Origin of the sequence: Tenacibaculum sp. MAR_2010_89 (assembly GCF_900105985.1) — a bacterium.
GTDB classification, from domain to species: domain Bacteria; phylum Bacteroidota; class Bacteroidia; order Flavobacteriales; family Flavobacteriaceae; genus Polaribacter; species Polaribacter halocynthiae.
The window spans coordinates 3,089,882-3,104,309 of sequence record NZ_FNUB01000005.1 but is presented as its reverse complement, the minus strand read 5'-3'; the positions used below and the strand labels follow the sequence as shown (position 1 = coordinate 3,104,309).

Below are 14,428 nucleotides of genomic sequence, written 5' to 3'. Positions count from 1 at the left end.
TGCAACATTTGATGCAAAAAAAAAGGTGTTTTGTTAATAAAAAGGGTCTAATTGTTAATAACCCTACTTGTTTATTTGTTGAAAACTGTAATTACCTTATAAGTAAAGGGCTACAGGGCTATTGCTTCGTTAGAAAATTGATAACCATTTAGCAAACTTCTTGAGTCCATTAGTTTTTTTCCTGAAAGCTTAATTTCATTTATTATTAAAAAACCATCTTTAACTGCAATTTTTAATGTTGATTTTGTTGTGATTATTTTTCCATTATTATAATCATGCGACAAAAATTCTTTGGAAACGGAATAAATTTTAGCTGTAATTTCTTCTTCATTATTATTAATTGTTGTCCAGGCAGCAGGGTATGGGTTTAGTCCTCTTATGTGGTTATATATATCATTTAATGATTTAGACCAATCTATTTTACAGTTATGAGGGTATAGTTTGTATGCTGACTTTTCCTCTAATTCAGGTTGTTTAGTTGTTTTAACATCACCTTTTGCAATTAAGTCAACAGTTTCTTTAACTAAATTAGCACCTAAATGCATTAATTTATCATGCAATTCACCTACTGTTTCATCTTCTCTTATAGAAGTTTCATTTTGAAGTATAATTTCACCAGTATCAATTTTATCATCAATAAAGAAAGTGGTAACTCCAGTTTTAGATTCACCATTCATTATAGCCCAATTAATTGGAGCAGCACCTCTATATTCTGGTAATAGTGATGCGTGTAAGTTAAATGTACCATACTTAGGCATTGCCCAAACAGATTTTGGTAACATTCTAAAAGCTACTACAATTTGTAAATTTGCATTTAAATCTTTTAGATCGGCTTGAAATTCTTCACTTTTTAGGTTTTTAGGTTGTAGAACTGGTAAGTTTTGAGATAGCGCGTATTTTTTTACTGCAGATTGATTTAATTTTCTACCACGACCAGCTGGTTTGTCAACTGCAGTTATAACTCCTGCAATAGTATAATTGTTAGTAACTAAGTGTTCTAGTATAGTTACAGCAAAATCAGGAGTTCCCATAAAAACGATACGTAAATCTCTCATTATTTTATAAAATATTTATTGTAGTTTGTAATACCAATTATTTCATTGGCTAGTAATTTTCGCAAATGTATTAAAATGTCTCCTTCTTTTACTTTTACTAAGGTACAGATTTCTTTAGAGGATAATTCTTTGTGTTCTTTTATTATGTTAAGTATAAGAATTTCTATATTATTTTTAATTCCTTTTTTATCCCTTAAACAAACGTCACAAATACCACATTTTTTAGTAGTTTCTTCATCAAAGTAATTTAATAACTGAATGCTTCTGCAAACCGTGTTATTTTCAACAAAAAAAGTAATATCGTTAACCTTTTGTTTTTTTTGTTTGTAAAACGCTTTTATGTTTTTTGAAATACGATTAATAATATAATCATCTTCTCTTGGAAGTAAAAAAAATAATTCAGTGTTTTTAGTAGACTTTTTATATTCTAAGTATCCCTTTTCTACTAAGTCATCTAAAAGCTGTACAACTTTTGTAGAGGTAATACTAGCTTTTTTTGCAATGTAAAACTCATTTATTTTAACAGGTTGTTCAAATACACCTCCATAAATTCTTAATAAAGCTTGAATAAACGTTTTAGTAGTTGAATTATGTTTTGAATAATTAATAATTTGTTTACTAGAAGCAATAAACTGAATGGTGGATTTTTGCTTAAAGCTTGAGTTGAGTGTTATAACTCCATTATTATTTAATAGTTGAAGAGCATTAGAAACTTTGTTGGGGATGAAGTTATATTTATTAGAAAAAGCTAAAAAATCAAAGTCAAATGAAGATTCAATATGCTCTCCTTTTGATATTTGAAAATGTTGATATAGTTTTTTATGAATAATTTTAATTTCGTTTATAGTTGGGTACTGCTTTTGTTGAAGTTCTTTTAACGAATTAACATCACTTTTATTAGTTAATATAACTGAAAAGGCTTTTTTACCATCTCGTCCACCTCTACCTGCTTCTTGAATATAGTTTTCTAATGATGAAGGTAGATTTAAATGAATAACTACACGTACATTAGATTTATCTATTCCCATGCCAAACGCATTTGTAGCTACCATTATGGGAGTTGATTCTGACATCCAATTATCAAAAGAGATTTGTTTCTCAAGAGCAGAAAGTCCTCCGTGATAAAAACTACTTTTAAACCCCTTAGCATTTAAATAAGCACTAATTTCTTTAGTTCTATTTCTAGAAGAAACATATACAATAGCCGGTGCTTTTATTTTAGTGAATATTTGAGTGATTTTATATAGCTTATCTTCTGTGTTAAAAATTTGATATGCTAAATTTTGTCTGTTAAAAGATTTTTTAAAAAGATTACTAGACTTTAATTCAAGGTAAGATTTAATATCATCTATTACTTTATTAGTAGCAGATGCTGTTAAAGCTATAATGTTAATATTAGAGTGTAGCTCTCTTAAAATAGAAATGTTAGTATATGAAGGACGGAAATCATGACCCCATTCAGAAATACAATGCGCCTCGTCAATAGCAATTAAATTAACTGTTAATTGTTTAATTTTTTCTTGAATAAACCTAGATTGTAAACGTTCGGGCGATAAATATAGAAACTTGTAATTTCCAAAACGAATATTATCAAACAATGTAATTATTTCGTCTTGAGAACTACCAGAAGGGATTGTAGTAGCTTTAATACCTCTTTTTGTTAAGCTTTCAACTTGATCTTGTATAAGAGCAAGTAATGGAGAAATCACAATGCAAACACCTTCGTTTATTAGTGCCGGAATTTGAAAGCAAATAGATTTTCCTCCTCCTGTTGGTAATAAAGCAATTGTATCTTTATAATTTAAAACTGCGTTTATAATTTCTTCTTGTGGATGTCTAAAAGAAGTATACCCCCAATATTGATTAAGTATATGTAAAGCTTTGCTAGACATCGTTTTTCAACGAGTGTAAAATAAAATCACAACGTTCTTTTACTGAGCCAAAAGGAACATCAATTATAGTATATCCAACTTCTTCGTAAGTTTCTCTTAAGTAACGATCTATTTTTACAGCTTGTTCAAAAGTTTCATACCGTTCGTTGTCAGATTTGTAAATTTCTTCCCACGGAGCTAACATAAAAACTTTGTCGTAAGTGCACTGATTACTTTTTTTAATATAAGTATCAGGGTAATCAGTACCTAAATAATTCATATAAGCATGAACATCTGGAACTCCTCTATCAAAAAATATAATTTCTTTTTCAGATTGAGTAGCATCTAAATATTGTTTCTCTCTTCCTTCAAGAAGCATCTGGCTAAAAAGTAAAGGTTGGTCAAGAAAAAGTTGGTCAATTCCTTCTTTTTGAGCGGTTAAGGTAACTTCTCTTGAAATTTCAGGCATACATTCGTAACCTCTTTTAATAAACTCTTTTAAGATAGATGACTTCCCTGTACCAGGTCCACCAATTAGAACTATTTTTTGTTGCATCGTGCAAAAATAAAAGTTTCAATTTATAAATTTAATAAATAGTGTAATTTTGTGCTTTATCAGTTTAAATATTTTTTCTGATAAAAAATATGATAAATGAAATAATTATGTCAGATAGAGAAGCGTTTTACAGTAAATTAAAATCACAATTAGAGGATACAAGTAGTTTTCCTACAAAATATTTATATAAATTTATCGTTCCTACAGACGGTAAACAAGTAGATGAAGTACAAAGTTTATTTAATAGTGGGGGAGCAGTAATAAGTACAAAAAATTCAAGAACAGGTAAATATGTTAGTGTTTCTATACATTTAACGGTTAAAAGTTCTGATGAAGTAATTTCGTATTATAAAAAAGCAGAATTAATAAAAGGTATTATTTCTTTATAAAAAGCAATTTATGAAAAAACAAGTTTTAAGTATAGCTATTTTATTTTGTTGTTTAACAATTGTTGCACAAAGTAAAAAAGAATTGTTTAGTGTTAATAAAAAACCTGTATCAGTTTCAGAGTTTAAAAGGGTTTATGAAAAAAACTTGGGACTTGTTGTTGATGAAGATTCTAAAAATATTGATAAATATCTTGATTTATATATAAATTATAAGTTAAAAGTAAATGAGGCGTATTCATTAGGTTTAGATACTGTAAGAGCTTATAAGAGAGAATTAGAAGGGTATAAAAAACAATTGATTGCTCCTTATTTACAAGATCAAGAGTCAATTAATAAAATGGTAAAAGAGGCTTACTCACGAATTAAAAATGAAGTAAAAGCAAGTCATATATTAGTTAGATTACCTAAAAAAGCAACAAGTGCAGATACATTAAAAGCGTATAATAAAATTATAGAAATTAGAAATAGAGTTGTGTCTGGAGAATCATTTGCTAAGGTAGCAAGAGAAATGTCAGAAGATCCTTCAGCGCAGTTTAATGGAGGTAATTTAGGGTACTTTTCAGCATTTAAAATGGTATATCCTTTTGAAGATAACGCTTATAAAACAGACTTGCAAGGAGTATCAAATCCGTTTAAAACTAGATTCGGTTATCATATTTTAAAAGTAACAGGAAAAAGAGAGTCAAAAGGTGAATTTGAAGTAGCTCATATTTTAGCTAGAGATAGATCTATAGTAGGAAAAGCAAAAATAGATTCATTGTATAAGAAGATTAAAAAAGGTGAATCTTTTGAAGAAATTGCTCAAAAATATTCAGAAGATGTTGGAACTGCACAATTAGGAGGAAAACTTCCAAAGTTTGGAACTGGTAAAATGGTTGAAGATTTTGAGGTAAATGTATTAGCTTTAAAAAAAATAAATGAAGTTAGTAAACCTTTTAAAACTAAGTTTGGGTGGCATATTGTAAAACTATTAAAAACTTACCCTATTAACTCTTTTGATAAGATGAAAGTAACTATTGAGAAAAAAGTTAAAAGTTCTGATAGGTTAAGAGTATCTCAGAAGGCAGTTCTAGACAAATTAAAAAAGGAATATGATATAAGTATTTATGATAAAAATTTTGAAATTTTTACAAATAAATCAATAAAAGAATTGTCTAAAATGCAATTAACACATGATAACTTACTTTCTATAAATAATAAAAAAATTAAACAAAAAGCTTTTTTTGATTATATTAGATATAGAAGAAAAGAGGATATTGGATTATTATTTGAGGGATTTAAAAATGAAGAGATTTTTAATTACTTTAAAGAAGATTTAGTAAACAAAGAACCAGAGTATAAACATACACTAACTGAATATAAAGAGGGGTTACTTTTATTTGAGTTAATGCAACAAAAAATATGGAAAAAATCAGCTAATGATTCTATTGGTTTGCAACGTTTTTTTAATAAAACAAAAGGAAACTATAAGCAAAAGAAACTAGAAGATATTAAAGGAGAGGTAATAAGTGATTATCAAAAAAAATTAGAAGATGATTGGATAAAAGACCTAAGAAAGAATAATGTTATAAGAATTAGAAAAAGAGAACTTAAAAAATTAAAACAAATATATAATCAATAAAAAGTGAAAAATTATTTTCTACTACTATTACTAAGCACATTTTTTTTTATTTCTTGTGATTTGATCACTTTAAAAAAACAAAGAACAAAAGAAGGAAAATTAATAGCTTCAGTATATAACACCCATCTTTATAAAAAAGATATTAAAAATCTACTGCCAAAAAATTTATCAAAACAAGATAGTATTGTTGTTGTAAAGGGGTTAATAAACTCATGGGCTAAACAACAACTTTTTTTGAATAAGGCTGAAGAAAATATATCTGAAATAAGTAGTCTTGAAATTGAGAAATTAGTTAATGATTACAAAGCTGGTTTATACATAAATGGGTATAAAGAAAAACTAATAAAACAACAGTTAGATACAATAGTTTCTGAAAGTGAAGTGAGGTCTTATTATGAAAAAAATAAAGATAATTTTAGATTGAATGATGAGCTATTACAATTTGATTATTTGTTTTTTGGAAATGACCATTTAGATAAAGATAAAATTGTTAAAAATTTTAAATCTGAAAAAGAAGAAGATAAAGAAGATTTAGAAAAGCACTTGTTGAGTTTTAAATCATATCGTTTGCAAGATACTTCTTGGGTAACTATTGATTATTTAAAACGAAAAATACCTCCATTTCGTAGTGAATTAAAAGAAAAACTGTTAAAAATATCAAAATTCATACAAAAAGAAGATAGTTTAGGAGTATATTTGGTCGCTGTAAAAAATATTTTGAAAAAAAATGAAACAGCTCCTTTGAGTCATGTAAATATTAGAATAAAACAAATTATTTTACATAAACGAAAATTAGAATTAATAAGAGAGATTGAAAAAACGCTGATAAATGATGCTATTCAAAACAAAAACTTTAAAGAATACTAGCCTTTTACTAACTTTATTTTTAACTGTACTAACCTTAAAAGCACAACAAAACAAGATTGATGGTGTAGCAGTTGTAGTTGGTAAAAATATTGTTTTAGATTCTGATATAGATAAATTTAAACAAGAAGTAAAACTTCGTAGTGAAGGTAAAATTACAATTACTGATTGTGAAATGTTAGAAGAATTAATGCAGCAAAAACTATTAGCTCACCATGCTGTTATTGATAGTATAACAGTTGCACAAAGTGAAGTAGATAGTAGAGTAAATCGTAGTATTGCTTTTTTTACAAATGAATATGGAAGTGAAAAAAAGGTAGTTGAAGCTTATGGTTTTAACGATATTGAAGATTTAAAAAGAGAGTTAGCTAAAGTTCAGAGAGAGAATACTCTAATAGAGAAGGAGCAACAAAAAATAACAGAAAAAATTGATGTAACTCCTGAAGAAGTACGTGTGTATTTTAATGGTTTGAAAGAAAAAAATGAACTACCTGAAATTCCTGCAGAAGTAGGTTTAGCTCAACTGGTTTTATATGCTGAAGCAACAAAAGAAGAAAGCGATAGAGTTGTTGAGAAATTAAACAAAATAAAAAAAGAAGTTGAAGCTGGTTCTAGTTTTAAATTAAAAGCTATTATTAATTCTGATGACCCTAGTGTAACTCGTAATCAGGGGAACATGGGAGTTATAACTAAAGAAACTCAATTTATAAAAGAGTTTAAGGAAGTAGCCTTTTCTTTAGATGAAGGTCAAATTTCAGAGCCTTTTAAAACTATTTTTGGATATCATATTATTCAATTACATAAAATAAAAGGTAAAGGTAGAGAAGTATCTCATATTTTAATGCAGCCAGAAATTTCTGACGAAAAATTAAAGGAAACAAAAGATGAGATTGAAAGAATAGTAGCTGAAGTAAAAGAAGGTAAAATTACTTTTGATGAGGCTGTAAAAAAATATTCTGAAGATGATGATACGAAAAATAGCGGAGGTTTATTAGTTAATCCATATACACAAGAGCCGACATTTGAATTAACAAGAATGCCACCAGATTTATTTGCTAGAATTAGTGAATTAAAACAAGGTGATTTATCTGATGTTTTTTATGATGAAACTAGAGGTGGAGAGAAAATGTACAAAGTTATCTTTATGAAGAATAGAACAGATACTCATAAAGCTGATATTGTTGAAGATTATGTTAGAATGCAACAATTTGCTTTAGCTAAGAAAAAAGAAGAAACTGTTACCAAATGGTCAAAAGAAAAAATACAAGAAACCTATATTAAACTAGGGAACGAGTATAAAAAATGTACATTTAAAAAAGATTGGAAGAAAGAAAATAAATAATAAAATAATTCATAGATATCCGCTCAATAGTTTAAAGATGAAACCTTACTTTTGAGCGGATACTTATATAAAAACAATAGTAAAATGTCTGACGTAACTGCTGTAAATAATTTAGTTAAAAAATACACACAATTACAACAAGAAATTGGAAAGGTAATTATAGGACAGCAAGAGGCTGTTAACTTTACACTTTTATCTGTTTTTTGTGGAGGACATTCACTATTAATTGGTGTTCCTGGATTAGCTAAAACCTTATTAGTAAATACCATTTCAGATGTTTTAGGGCTTAACTTTAAAAGAATTCAGTTTACTCCAGATTTAATGCCTTCTGATATTTTAGGAAGCGAAATTTTAGATGAGAATCGTCAATTTAAGTTTATAAAAGGGCCAATTTTCTCAAATATAATCTTAGCAGATGAGATTAATAGAACACCTCCTAAAACTCAAGCAGCTTTATTAGAAGCAATGCAAGAACGTTCAGTAACAGTTGCTGGACAGCATTATAAATTAGATTTACCTTTTTTTGTGTTAGCAACTCAAAATCCAATAGAGCAAGAAGGTACATATCCATTACCTGAAGCACAGTTAGACAGGTTTATGTTTTCTATTAACTTAGAATACCCAACTTTTGAAGAAGAGGTAGAAGTTGTAAAAAGCACTACATCTATAATTAATCAAACTGTAAATTCTATTTTTTCTGCGAATGAAATAATTGAAGTTCAAAAGTTAATTCGTAAAATCCCTGTAGCAGATAATGTTATTGAGTATGCTGTTGGATTAGTAGGTAAAACAAGACCTAAATCTGAAAAAGCAACTGATTTTGTAAGAAAATATATTGATTGGGGAGCAGGGCCACGTGCATCACAAAATTTAATTTTAGCTGCTAAAGCTTTTGCAGCTGTTTCTGGAAAATATTCACCAGATATAGAAGATGTACAGGCTGTTGCTGTTCCAATACTTTCTCATAGAATGGTAAAAAACTATAAAGCAGAGGCAGAAAGTATTACCATTAAAGATATTATTACTTCATTGTTTTAGGTATTTTAAAACTACTTACCGGTTTTATAGATTTAGTGTTAGTGGTGTTTCATTATTATGAATTACTTGTTATAAAAAAGTATTAATTTTTTAAATTAATACTATCTTGTAAACTCATTTGAAATTAATATCATAACGTTTAATCAGTTTGTACTATGTCAATTAATTATCCTTTTGGATTGCCACTTAAACATAATTTTGCAGAATTTGTTTATTACCAAGGTCTATTTTTACCTCATGAAATTGAAAAGATAATTAGTTTTTGGAGTGATGAATCAACTATCAAAGCTACTATAAGTGGAGATGAAAAATATAATGATGACTTGCGAAAAAGTTCGGTTATGTTTATTGATAATATTCCTGAAAATGATTGGATATATAGCAAATTAGCTTCTTTAGCTATCAATACTAATAATGAAAGATATTGGTTTGATTTATTAGGGTTTCATCAAGAGTTACAACTTACTAGGTATTCTGAAGGAGATTTTTTTGATTGGCATTTAGATTTTGGAGCTGGTGAAATTTCTGCAAGAAAGTTAAGTATGACCATTCAATTATCTGATCCGAATGATTATGAAGGAGGTGATTTAGAATTTATGGTTAATAAAGAAATAGTTACTGCTCCAAGAGAAAAAGGAACTATTGTAATATTTCCATCATTTATTATGCATAGAGTTACACCAATAACAAAAGGAACACGACAATCTATTGTTGGCTGGGTATCTGGACCACCATTTAGATAACACAAAAGAAAAAAAATAAGTAAACACTATGGCTACAGAAGTTAGACAAATAAATTCCTCTGATGTTTTACCTATTCGGCATAAAGTTATGTGGCCTAATATGCCAATATCCTATGTTAAATTAGAAGGAGATATGAATGCAAGGCATTTTGGTTTATTTGTAAATGGTAAAATAACCTCAATAATATCACTGTTTACTAAGAATAATGAAGTTCAATTTAGAAAATTTGCAACATTAATTGAATATCAAGGGTTAGGACATGGTACAGTTTTATTAAAAAACATTATAAATGTTATTAAAAAAGAAGGAGCTAAAAGAATATGGTGTAATGCTCGAGTTGAAAAAGAAAAATTTTATAAAAAATTTGATTTAAAAGCTACAACGAATAAATTTAACAAAGGAGGAATAGAGTATGTGATTATGGAAAATATTATAGATTAAGAGCTATGTACTAATTAAAGAAAACATACTATTTAAATGAATTATAAAGGAATTCTATTTTTTAAAAATTTGCATCTTGTTATTTCTTTATTGATTGTAGTACCAACTGCGATTATTTATGGAACACCGTCAATATTATCTACCAATTTAAACATAGAAGTAAGTACGATAGATCTTTCTAATTTACTTAAAGCAATTATGTGTTTATATATCGGGATTTCTTGTATTTGGTTAGTAGGTATTATTAAAGAAAATTACTGGAAAAGTGCTACAGAACTAAATATTTTATTTATGTTGACTTTAGCTACTGGGCGAATATTAAGTATTATTATAGATGGCACTCCAACTAGTGGATATGTTTTTGGAGTTATAGCTGAGCTTGTTATTGGGTTGTTTTCAGTTTACCAATTAAGAAAATATAGTTAACTAAATATTGGAGGATTTTCACTAGTTTATTTTAAATTATAGGAAACTCATCAATAAAATTTGAAATAAAATCTTGAATATATTTTTTTGAAGTATCCGCCTTTCTAATTACTAAATAATGATTCCTTTTTAATCCTTTTTTTTCTATTTTTTTAAAAACAATATCATTGGAGATGTTAAACGATTTTAAAGTCCATTTAGGAAGGCACATTATTCCAAAATTTGCTTCAACCATTTTTAAAGCGACTTCTGTAAGTGGTATGGCAGAAATTTTAGCAGGAATAATTTTGTTTGGCTTTAATAATTTCTCATAAATTGAAACAGTTTCTAAAGGATAAGAATGTATTATTAAATGTACATTTGAAAAATCACTTACAGTAAGATAGTCTAACTTACTTAGTTCATTTTCTTTGTGCATTATTGCAAAAATTTTATCTTCATAAATATCAATGCTAGTTAGTAAATTATTTTTAGGTTTAGAAGTAACTATGGCTATGTCAATTTCATTGGATAGTAATTTTGTAATTGGTTGATGCGTAGCCTCAAGAATTAAATCTAGATTAATATCAGGGTATAAGATTCCCATTTTTTGAATAAAACGAGGTAAAGTCTGATAAAATGAATAACACTCAGTACTTACTTTAATTGTACCTGTAGAACCAGCTCTTATGTTTTCAATATTTTTGAAACTAGAATCGATACTTTTTAAAATTGAATTCCCTAAGTTGTAAAGTTCAATACCTTCCTCAGTTAACGACCATTTGTTTCTAGTACGATGAAATACCTTAAACCCTAGTTGTTCTTCTAAATCTTTTAGTTGATGACTTAAGGCAGATTGCGTTAAAAATAACTTTTCACTTGAATTAGCAATACTTCCTTCTTCAGCTATAGTTTTAATCAACCTAAAATACTTTATTTCCATAAAATCAAAGTTACAATAATATGAATATACTTTAGTTGAAAAAAAATCAATCATAGATGCATAATGCTCATTTTAATTTTTTAATAGACAACAAATGTGATTATATATTTGTCCATATAAATCAAGAAAATGATAACCTGTTACTTAAAATATACAATTGATCCATATTAAAGTAAAAGAGTTTGAAAAGTATGCAAAAATGTGGATTCCTTTAGTAGAAAAGTTTGAAGGGATACACCACGGATATTTTTTACCTCATGAAGGTGCAAATAATATTGCAGTAGCTTTATTTAGTTTTAAATCACTTTCAATGTATGAAAAATATAGAATAGATAGTGAAACAGATACAGCTTGTAAAAAGGCATATGAATTTGCATATAAAACTAAATGTATTATTAGTTATGAACGAAATTTTTTAAAACCAATATTAGATGAAACAAGCACAAAAACAAATTGAATTTTACGAAAACAAATTAAATTATGAAATGGATTCTTCAGATTTATATGAAGCTTTTGAAAAAGGTACTGATTATATTGCTTTAGATGCAAGGAGAAAGTTTGGGTTTGATAAAGAACATATTCCAACAGCTATAAACATTCCATATATAGAAATGACAGAAGAAAGCACTAAAAGCTTAGATAAAACTAAAACTTATGTTTGTTATTGTGATGGAATTGGCTGTAATGCATCAACAAAAGGGGCATTAAAAATGACTAAATTAGGTTTTAAAGTGAAGGAACTCATAGGAGGAATTGAATGGTGGAAATTTGATGGATATGCAACAAATGGCACTAAACCTACAAAGGGCTCGGAATTTGAATGTGCTTGTTAAAAATCTGAAAAATGAATATACGGTTTATTCAAAAAAAAGATGTAAAAGAGTTATTAGAACTATGTAAGTTGCATGCTATTTATGAAAAATCAGATTTTAATAGTAAAGGTAAAGAAAAGTTGTTCTTAGAATGTTTTTTTAAAAAGCCTTTAACTGTTAACTGTCTGGTGGCAGAAGATAAAGATGAAATAGTTGGATACTCTACATTTATGAAACAGTTCTCTACTTGGGATGCTGAATTTTATATGTATTTAGATTGTTTGTTTTTAATGGAAAAAATAAGAGGGAAAGGCGTAGGAGTTAAAATGATGAACAAGATAAAGATGCATGCAAAATCTGAAAATTGTACAAGTATACAATGGCAAACTCCTAGTTTTAATAAAGAAGCAATTCAGTTTTACCAAAAAGTAGGTGCTAAATATAAAACTAAAGAAAGGTTTTTATGGAGTGGCATTTAATGAATATAACTTTATGTTAGTAGAATAAAAAAAGTGACTGTTTTACAAGACAGTCACTTCTTATTATTAGTTTATACTTACTAATTATTTTACTTCAAAATTATTAGAAGTACTTACTTTAGCACTTCTTGAATTTATAGCAGCCTTAGTGTCTCCATTAGAAACGATAGCAACAAAACTCATTTTACTAGAATCTTTGATTGTACTTGGTACACTTCCTTTAAATTCTTTCGTGTAAACATTATCTTTTACTGTTTCTTTAGAGTCAATTTCATCTCCTAGAACGCTTGTAAAAGAATGTCTTAAAATATAGTTGTGTTTAAAGTCAGCAATATCTGAAGCTCCACCATAATAACTTGTATAGTTTTTCTGACTTAATACAATACCGTCTTCAAGAGCAAAAACAGTTAGTTTTAGTTTTCCTGCATAAGTGTTTCCAAACTTAACACTAACTTTAAGGTTCATGTCTGTACCATTTAAAGTAGATTCCATTTTAATACCTAAAACAGCATTGTCTTTTATTAAATTTAAAATTTCTGCAGTGTTTTGTGGTTCAGGACTTGACCATAATTTAGCTCTATCAACATAAGCAGTAGGGTATCCTTTAACATCAAAAGCTTTGGCTAATTCTTTTGAATATTTATTCTCCATGTTATCACCAATATGTGCGGCAATAGGAATCATGTTGCTTGTTTTATCGCTTACTAGTTTCAATGCATGTGAAACTCTTGGACACCAACCACACCAAGCACCTGTATAGTCTTCAACTACAACATTCTTTTGAAAAGTAGCTCCTTTAGCCTCACAAGTTAAGTTAAGTTTGTTTTTACTTGTTACATTTTTGTAAATAGCTTTTACTTCATATGCTTTAGCAGTTGTTGGTTTAAATGAGTCACCACTAATTTTATCACCATTTACATAAATAGTAGCACTTGTTGTAACATTTATACCTCCGTTAGCAATAACAGTAAATTTTACAACCTCACCAGTAAAAATAATATCACCGTCTTTGTCTTTTTTTATTTCAACACTTTTTACAGTTTCTTCATTACCAGGATCGGCATCAGAAGAAGCAGAACATGCCATAAAAAGAGTAAAAGTTAAAGCGCAAACAATAGAGCTTAAAAATAATTTTGTTGTTTTCATAATTTATATAGTTCTTAATTTGTTGACTATAAAACAACAAAAAACTAATTTACCCTACATTTTTTTTACGTTTTTTTTGATAACTCTATTTTTTTTTAGTTAAAAATTTAAACTTAACCGAAATAATTAACATACTTTCACACTTTTTTAGTCTAAATATTAAAATATTTGTAGGGAAAACATCTTTCTTTTTGTTACATAATAGATGTAAACATAATGTTAAATGAAAAACTTAAAAATGAAAAAAATTATTTTATTCTGCTTGTTATTAACTACTATAATGAGCTATTCACAAAAAACTGTACCAAACAAGAGACTTCATAATTTAAAAGGGATTTCTGTTAATATTTCTGATGAAATTTCGAAAGACAAAATAACCATTCTTAGTTTTTGGGCTACCTGGTGTGTACCTTGTTTAAATGAGTTAGATGCAATTAATGATGTATATGACGAATGGCAAGAGGAAACAAATGTAGAATTAATAGCTATTTCAACTGATGATTCTAGATCTCAAAAAAGAGTAAAAGCTCTAGCGAATGGAAAAGCTTGGGATTATAAAATTCTTTTAGATAAAAATCAAGAATTACAAAGAGCTTTAAATATCAATACTGTGCCTGAGTTGTTAGTTGTAAAGAATAATAAAATTATATACAGGCATTCGGGGTATTCACCTGGGTTTGAAGATGAACTTTATGAAATAATTAAAAAGAATGTAGATTAAG

The 14,428-nt window shown here is 27.7% G+C and carries 17 protein-coding genes; 12 read left to right on the top strand and 5 right to left on the bottom strand.

What is annotated here, in order from left to right; translation table 11 throughout:
- Positions 1-110 precede the first annotated feature (110 nt).
- Genes fmt through BLV71_RS16955 form a run of 3 tightly spaced genes read right to left on the bottom strand, consistent with a single transcriptional unit; the run spans position 111 to position 3,482 of the window.
- Positions 111-1,055, bottom strand: coding sequence for a methionyl-tRNA formyltransferase (gene fmt, locus BLV71_RS16965; protein WP_176974430.1), 945 nt, complete (start codon positions 1,053-1,055; stop codon positions 111-113).
- On the bottom strand, positions 1,055-2,947 hold the full coding sequence (locus tag BLV71_RS16960; RefSeq protein WP_093871694.1) for a RecQ family ATP-dependent DNA helicase: 1,893 nt from the start codon (positions 2,945-2,947) through the stop codon (positions 1,055-1,057). Before BLV71_RS16960 ends, fmt begins: the two co-directional genes overlap by 1 nt.
- Positions 2,940-3,482, bottom strand: coding sequence for an AAA family ATPase (locus BLV71_RS16955; protein ID WP_093871693.1), 543 nt, complete (start codon positions 3,480-3,482; stop codon positions 2,940-2,942). The genes BLV71_RS16960 and BLV71_RS16955 overlap by 8 nt, the downstream gene beginning before the upstream one ends.
- An 89-nt stretch (positions 3,483-3,571) precedes the next feature.
- Here BLV71_RS16955 and BLV71_RS16950 point away from each other — a divergent pair, with 89 nt between their 5' ends.
- The 8 genes from BLV71_RS16950 to BLV71_RS16915 all read left to right on the top strand — a co-directional run bounded on the left by BLV71_RS16950 (position 3,572) and on the right by BLV71_RS16915 (position 10,347).
- Positions 3,572-3,871 (top strand): DUF493 family protein, encoded by a 300-nt coding sequence (locus BLV71_RS16950; protein WP_233487171.1) that lies wholly within the window; start codon positions 3,572-3,574, stop codon positions 3,869-3,871.
- Between the two features lie 10 nt (positions 3,872-3,881).
- Positions 3,882-5,492 carry a peptidylprolyl isomerase gene (locus tag BLV71_RS16945; RefSeq protein ID WP_093871692.1) on the top strand — a complete coding sequence of 537 codons (1,611 nt, stop codon included), beginning with the start codon at positions 3,882-3,884 and terminating at the stop codon, positions 5,490-5,492.
- Positions 5,493-5,552: 60 nt separating this feature from the next.
- Positions 5,553-6,359 (top strand): hypothetical protein, encoded by an 807-nt coding sequence (locus BLV71_RS16940; protein ID WP_255405259.1) that lies wholly within the window; start codon positions 5,553-5,555, stop codon positions 6,357-6,359.
- Positions 6,322-7,698, top strand: a complete 1,377-nt coding sequence (locus tag BLV71_RS16935) for a peptidylprolyl isomerase (RefSeq protein WP_255405258.1) — start codon at positions 6,322-6,324, stop codon at positions 7,696-7,698. The genes BLV71_RS16940 and BLV71_RS16935 overlap by 38 nt, the downstream gene beginning before the upstream one ends.
- Positions 7,699-7,782: 84 nt before the next feature.
- Positions 7,783-8,736, top strand: coding sequence for an AAA family ATPase (locus BLV71_RS16930; RefSeq protein ID WP_093871690.1), 954 nt, complete (start codon positions 7,783-7,785; stop codon positions 8,734-8,736).
- A 155-nt stretch (positions 8,737-8,891) separates the two neighbouring features.
- Complete coding sequence (locus BLV71_RS16925; RefSeq protein WP_093871689.1) at positions 8,892-9,479, top strand: 2OG-Fe(II) oxygenase; 588 nt, start codon at positions 8,892-8,894, stop codon at positions 9,477-9,479.
- Positions 9,480-9,507: 28 nt separating this feature from the next.
- A complete protein-coding gene (locus BLV71_RS16920; RefSeq protein WP_176974429.1) occupies positions 9,508-9,921 on the top strand; it encodes a GNAT family N-acetyltransferase in 414 nt (137 codons plus the stop codon).
- Positions 9,922-9,957: 36 nt separating this feature from the next.
- Positions 9,958-10,347, top strand: coding sequence for a DUF4345 domain-containing protein (locus BLV71_RS16915; protein ID WP_093871688.1), 390 nt, complete (start codon positions 9,958-9,960; stop codon positions 10,345-10,347).
- 31 nt (positions 10,348-10,378) lie between these two features.
- Here BLV71_RS16915 and BLV71_RS16910 read toward each other — a convergent pair whose 3' ends face one another.
- The gene (locus BLV71_RS16910) at positions 10,379-11,269 is read right to left on the bottom strand and encodes a LysR family transcriptional regulator (protein ID WP_093872074.1); all 891 of its coding nucleotides are present in this window, start codon (positions 11,267-11,269) and stop codon (positions 10,379-10,381) included.
- A 157-nt stretch (positions 11,270-11,426) separates the two neighbouring features.
- On the opposite strand from BLV71_RS16910, the gene BLV71_RS16905 reads away from it, so the two are divergent.
- Genes BLV71_RS16905 through BLV71_RS16895 form a run of 3 tightly spaced genes read left to right on the top strand, consistent with a single transcriptional unit; the run spans position 11,427 to position 12,560 of the window.
- Positions 11,427-11,726 carry an NIPSNAP family protein gene (locus BLV71_RS16905; RefSeq protein WP_255405256.1) on the top strand — a complete coding sequence of 100 codons (300 nt, stop codon included), beginning with the start codon at positions 11,427-11,429 and terminating at the stop codon, positions 11,724-11,726.
- A complete protein-coding gene (locus BLV71_RS16900) occupies positions 11,701-12,102 on the top strand; it encodes a rhodanese-like domain-containing protein (RefSeq protein ID WP_093871687.1) in 402 nt (133 codons plus the stop codon). The genes BLV71_RS16905 and BLV71_RS16900 overlap by 26 nt, the downstream gene beginning before the upstream one ends.
- Positions 12,103-12,113: 11 nt before the next feature.
- Positions 12,114-12,560: a GNAT family N-acetyltransferase gene (locus BLV71_RS16895; RefSeq protein ID WP_093871686.1), complete on the top strand. Its 447-nt coding sequence runs from the start codon at positions 12,114-12,116 to the stop codon at positions 12,558-12,560.
- Between the two features lie 84 nt (positions 12,561-12,644).
- Here BLV71_RS16895 and BLV71_RS16890 read toward each other — a convergent pair whose 3' ends face one another.
- Positions 12,645-13,706: an Omp28-related outer membrane protein gene (locus tag BLV71_RS16890; protein WP_093871685.1), complete on the bottom strand. Its 1,062-nt coding sequence runs from the start codon at positions 13,704-13,706 to the stop codon at positions 12,645-12,647.
- Between the two features lie 238 nt (positions 13,707-13,944).
- On the opposite strand from BLV71_RS16890, the gene BLV71_RS16885 reads away from it, so the two are divergent.
- Positions 13,945-14,427 carry a TlpA family protein disulfide reductase gene (locus tag BLV71_RS16885; protein WP_093872073.1) on the top strand — a complete coding sequence of 161 codons (483 nt, stop codon included), beginning with the start codon at positions 13,945-13,947 and terminating at the stop codon, positions 14,425-14,427.
- Position 14,428 lies beyond the last annotated feature (1 nt).

What these genes read in the sequence shown, in the direction of transcription:
- fmt (WP_176974430.1), bottom strand. Translation starts at nt 1,055, where the DNA reads ATGAGAGATTTACGTATCGTTTTTATGGGAACTCCTGATTTTGCTGTA.
- BLV71_RS16960 (WP_093871694.1), bottom strand. Translation starts at nt 2,947, where the DNA reads ATGTCTAGCAAAGCTTTACATATACTTAATCAATATTGGGGGTATACT.
- BLV71_RS16955 (WP_093871693.1), bottom strand. Translation starts at nt 3,482, where the DNA reads ATGCAACAAAAAATAGTTCTAATTGGTGGACCTGGTACAGGGAAGTCA.
- BLV71_RS16950 (WP_233487171.1), top strand. Translation starts at nt 3,572, where the DNA reads ATGATAAATGAAATAATTATGTCAGATAGAGAAGCGTTTTACAGTAAA.
- BLV71_RS16945 (WP_093871692.1), top strand. Translation starts at nt 3,882, where the DNA reads ATGAAAAAACAAGTTTTAAGTATAGCTATTTTATTTTGTTGTTTAACA.
- BLV71_RS16935 (WP_255405258.1), top strand. Translation starts at nt 6,322, where the DNA reads ATGATGCTATTCAAAACAAAAACTTTAAAGAATACTAGCCTTTTACTA.
- BLV71_RS16930 (WP_093871690.1), top strand. Translation starts at nt 7,783, where the DNA reads ATGTCTGACGTAACTGCTGTAAATAATTTAGTTAAAAAATACACACAA.
- BLV71_RS16925 (WP_093871689.1), top strand. Translation starts at nt 8,892, where the DNA reads ATGTCAATTAATTATCCTTTTGGATTGCCACTTAAACATAATTTTGCA.
- BLV71_RS16920 (WP_176974429.1), top strand. Translation starts at nt 9,508, where the DNA reads ATGGCTACAGAAGTTAGACAAATAAATTCCTCTGATGTTTTACCTATT.
- BLV71_RS16915 (WP_093871688.1), top strand. Translation starts at nt 9,958, where the DNA reads ATGAATTATAAAGGAATTCTATTTTTTAAAAATTTGCATCTTGTTATT.
- BLV71_RS16910 (WP_093872074.1), bottom strand. Translation starts at nt 11,269, where the DNA reads ATGGAAATAAAGTATTTTAGGTTGATTAAAACTATAGCTGAAGAAGGA.
- BLV71_RS16900 (WP_093871687.1), top strand. Translation starts at nt 11,701, where the DNA reads ATGAAACAAGCACAAAAACAAATTGAATTTTACGAAAACAAATTAAAT.
- BLV71_RS16895 (WP_093871686.1), top strand. Translation starts at nt 12,114, where the DNA reads ATGAATATACGGTTTATTCAAAAAAAAGATGTAAAAGAGTTATTAGAA.
- BLV71_RS16890 (WP_093871685.1), bottom strand. Translation starts at nt 13,706, where the DNA reads ATGAAAACAACAAAATTATTTTTAAGCTCTATTGTTTGCGCTTTAACT.
- BLV71_RS16885 (WP_093872073.1), top strand. Translation starts at nt 13,945, where the DNA reads ATGAAAAAAATTATTTTATTCTGCTTGTTATTAACTACTATAATGAGC.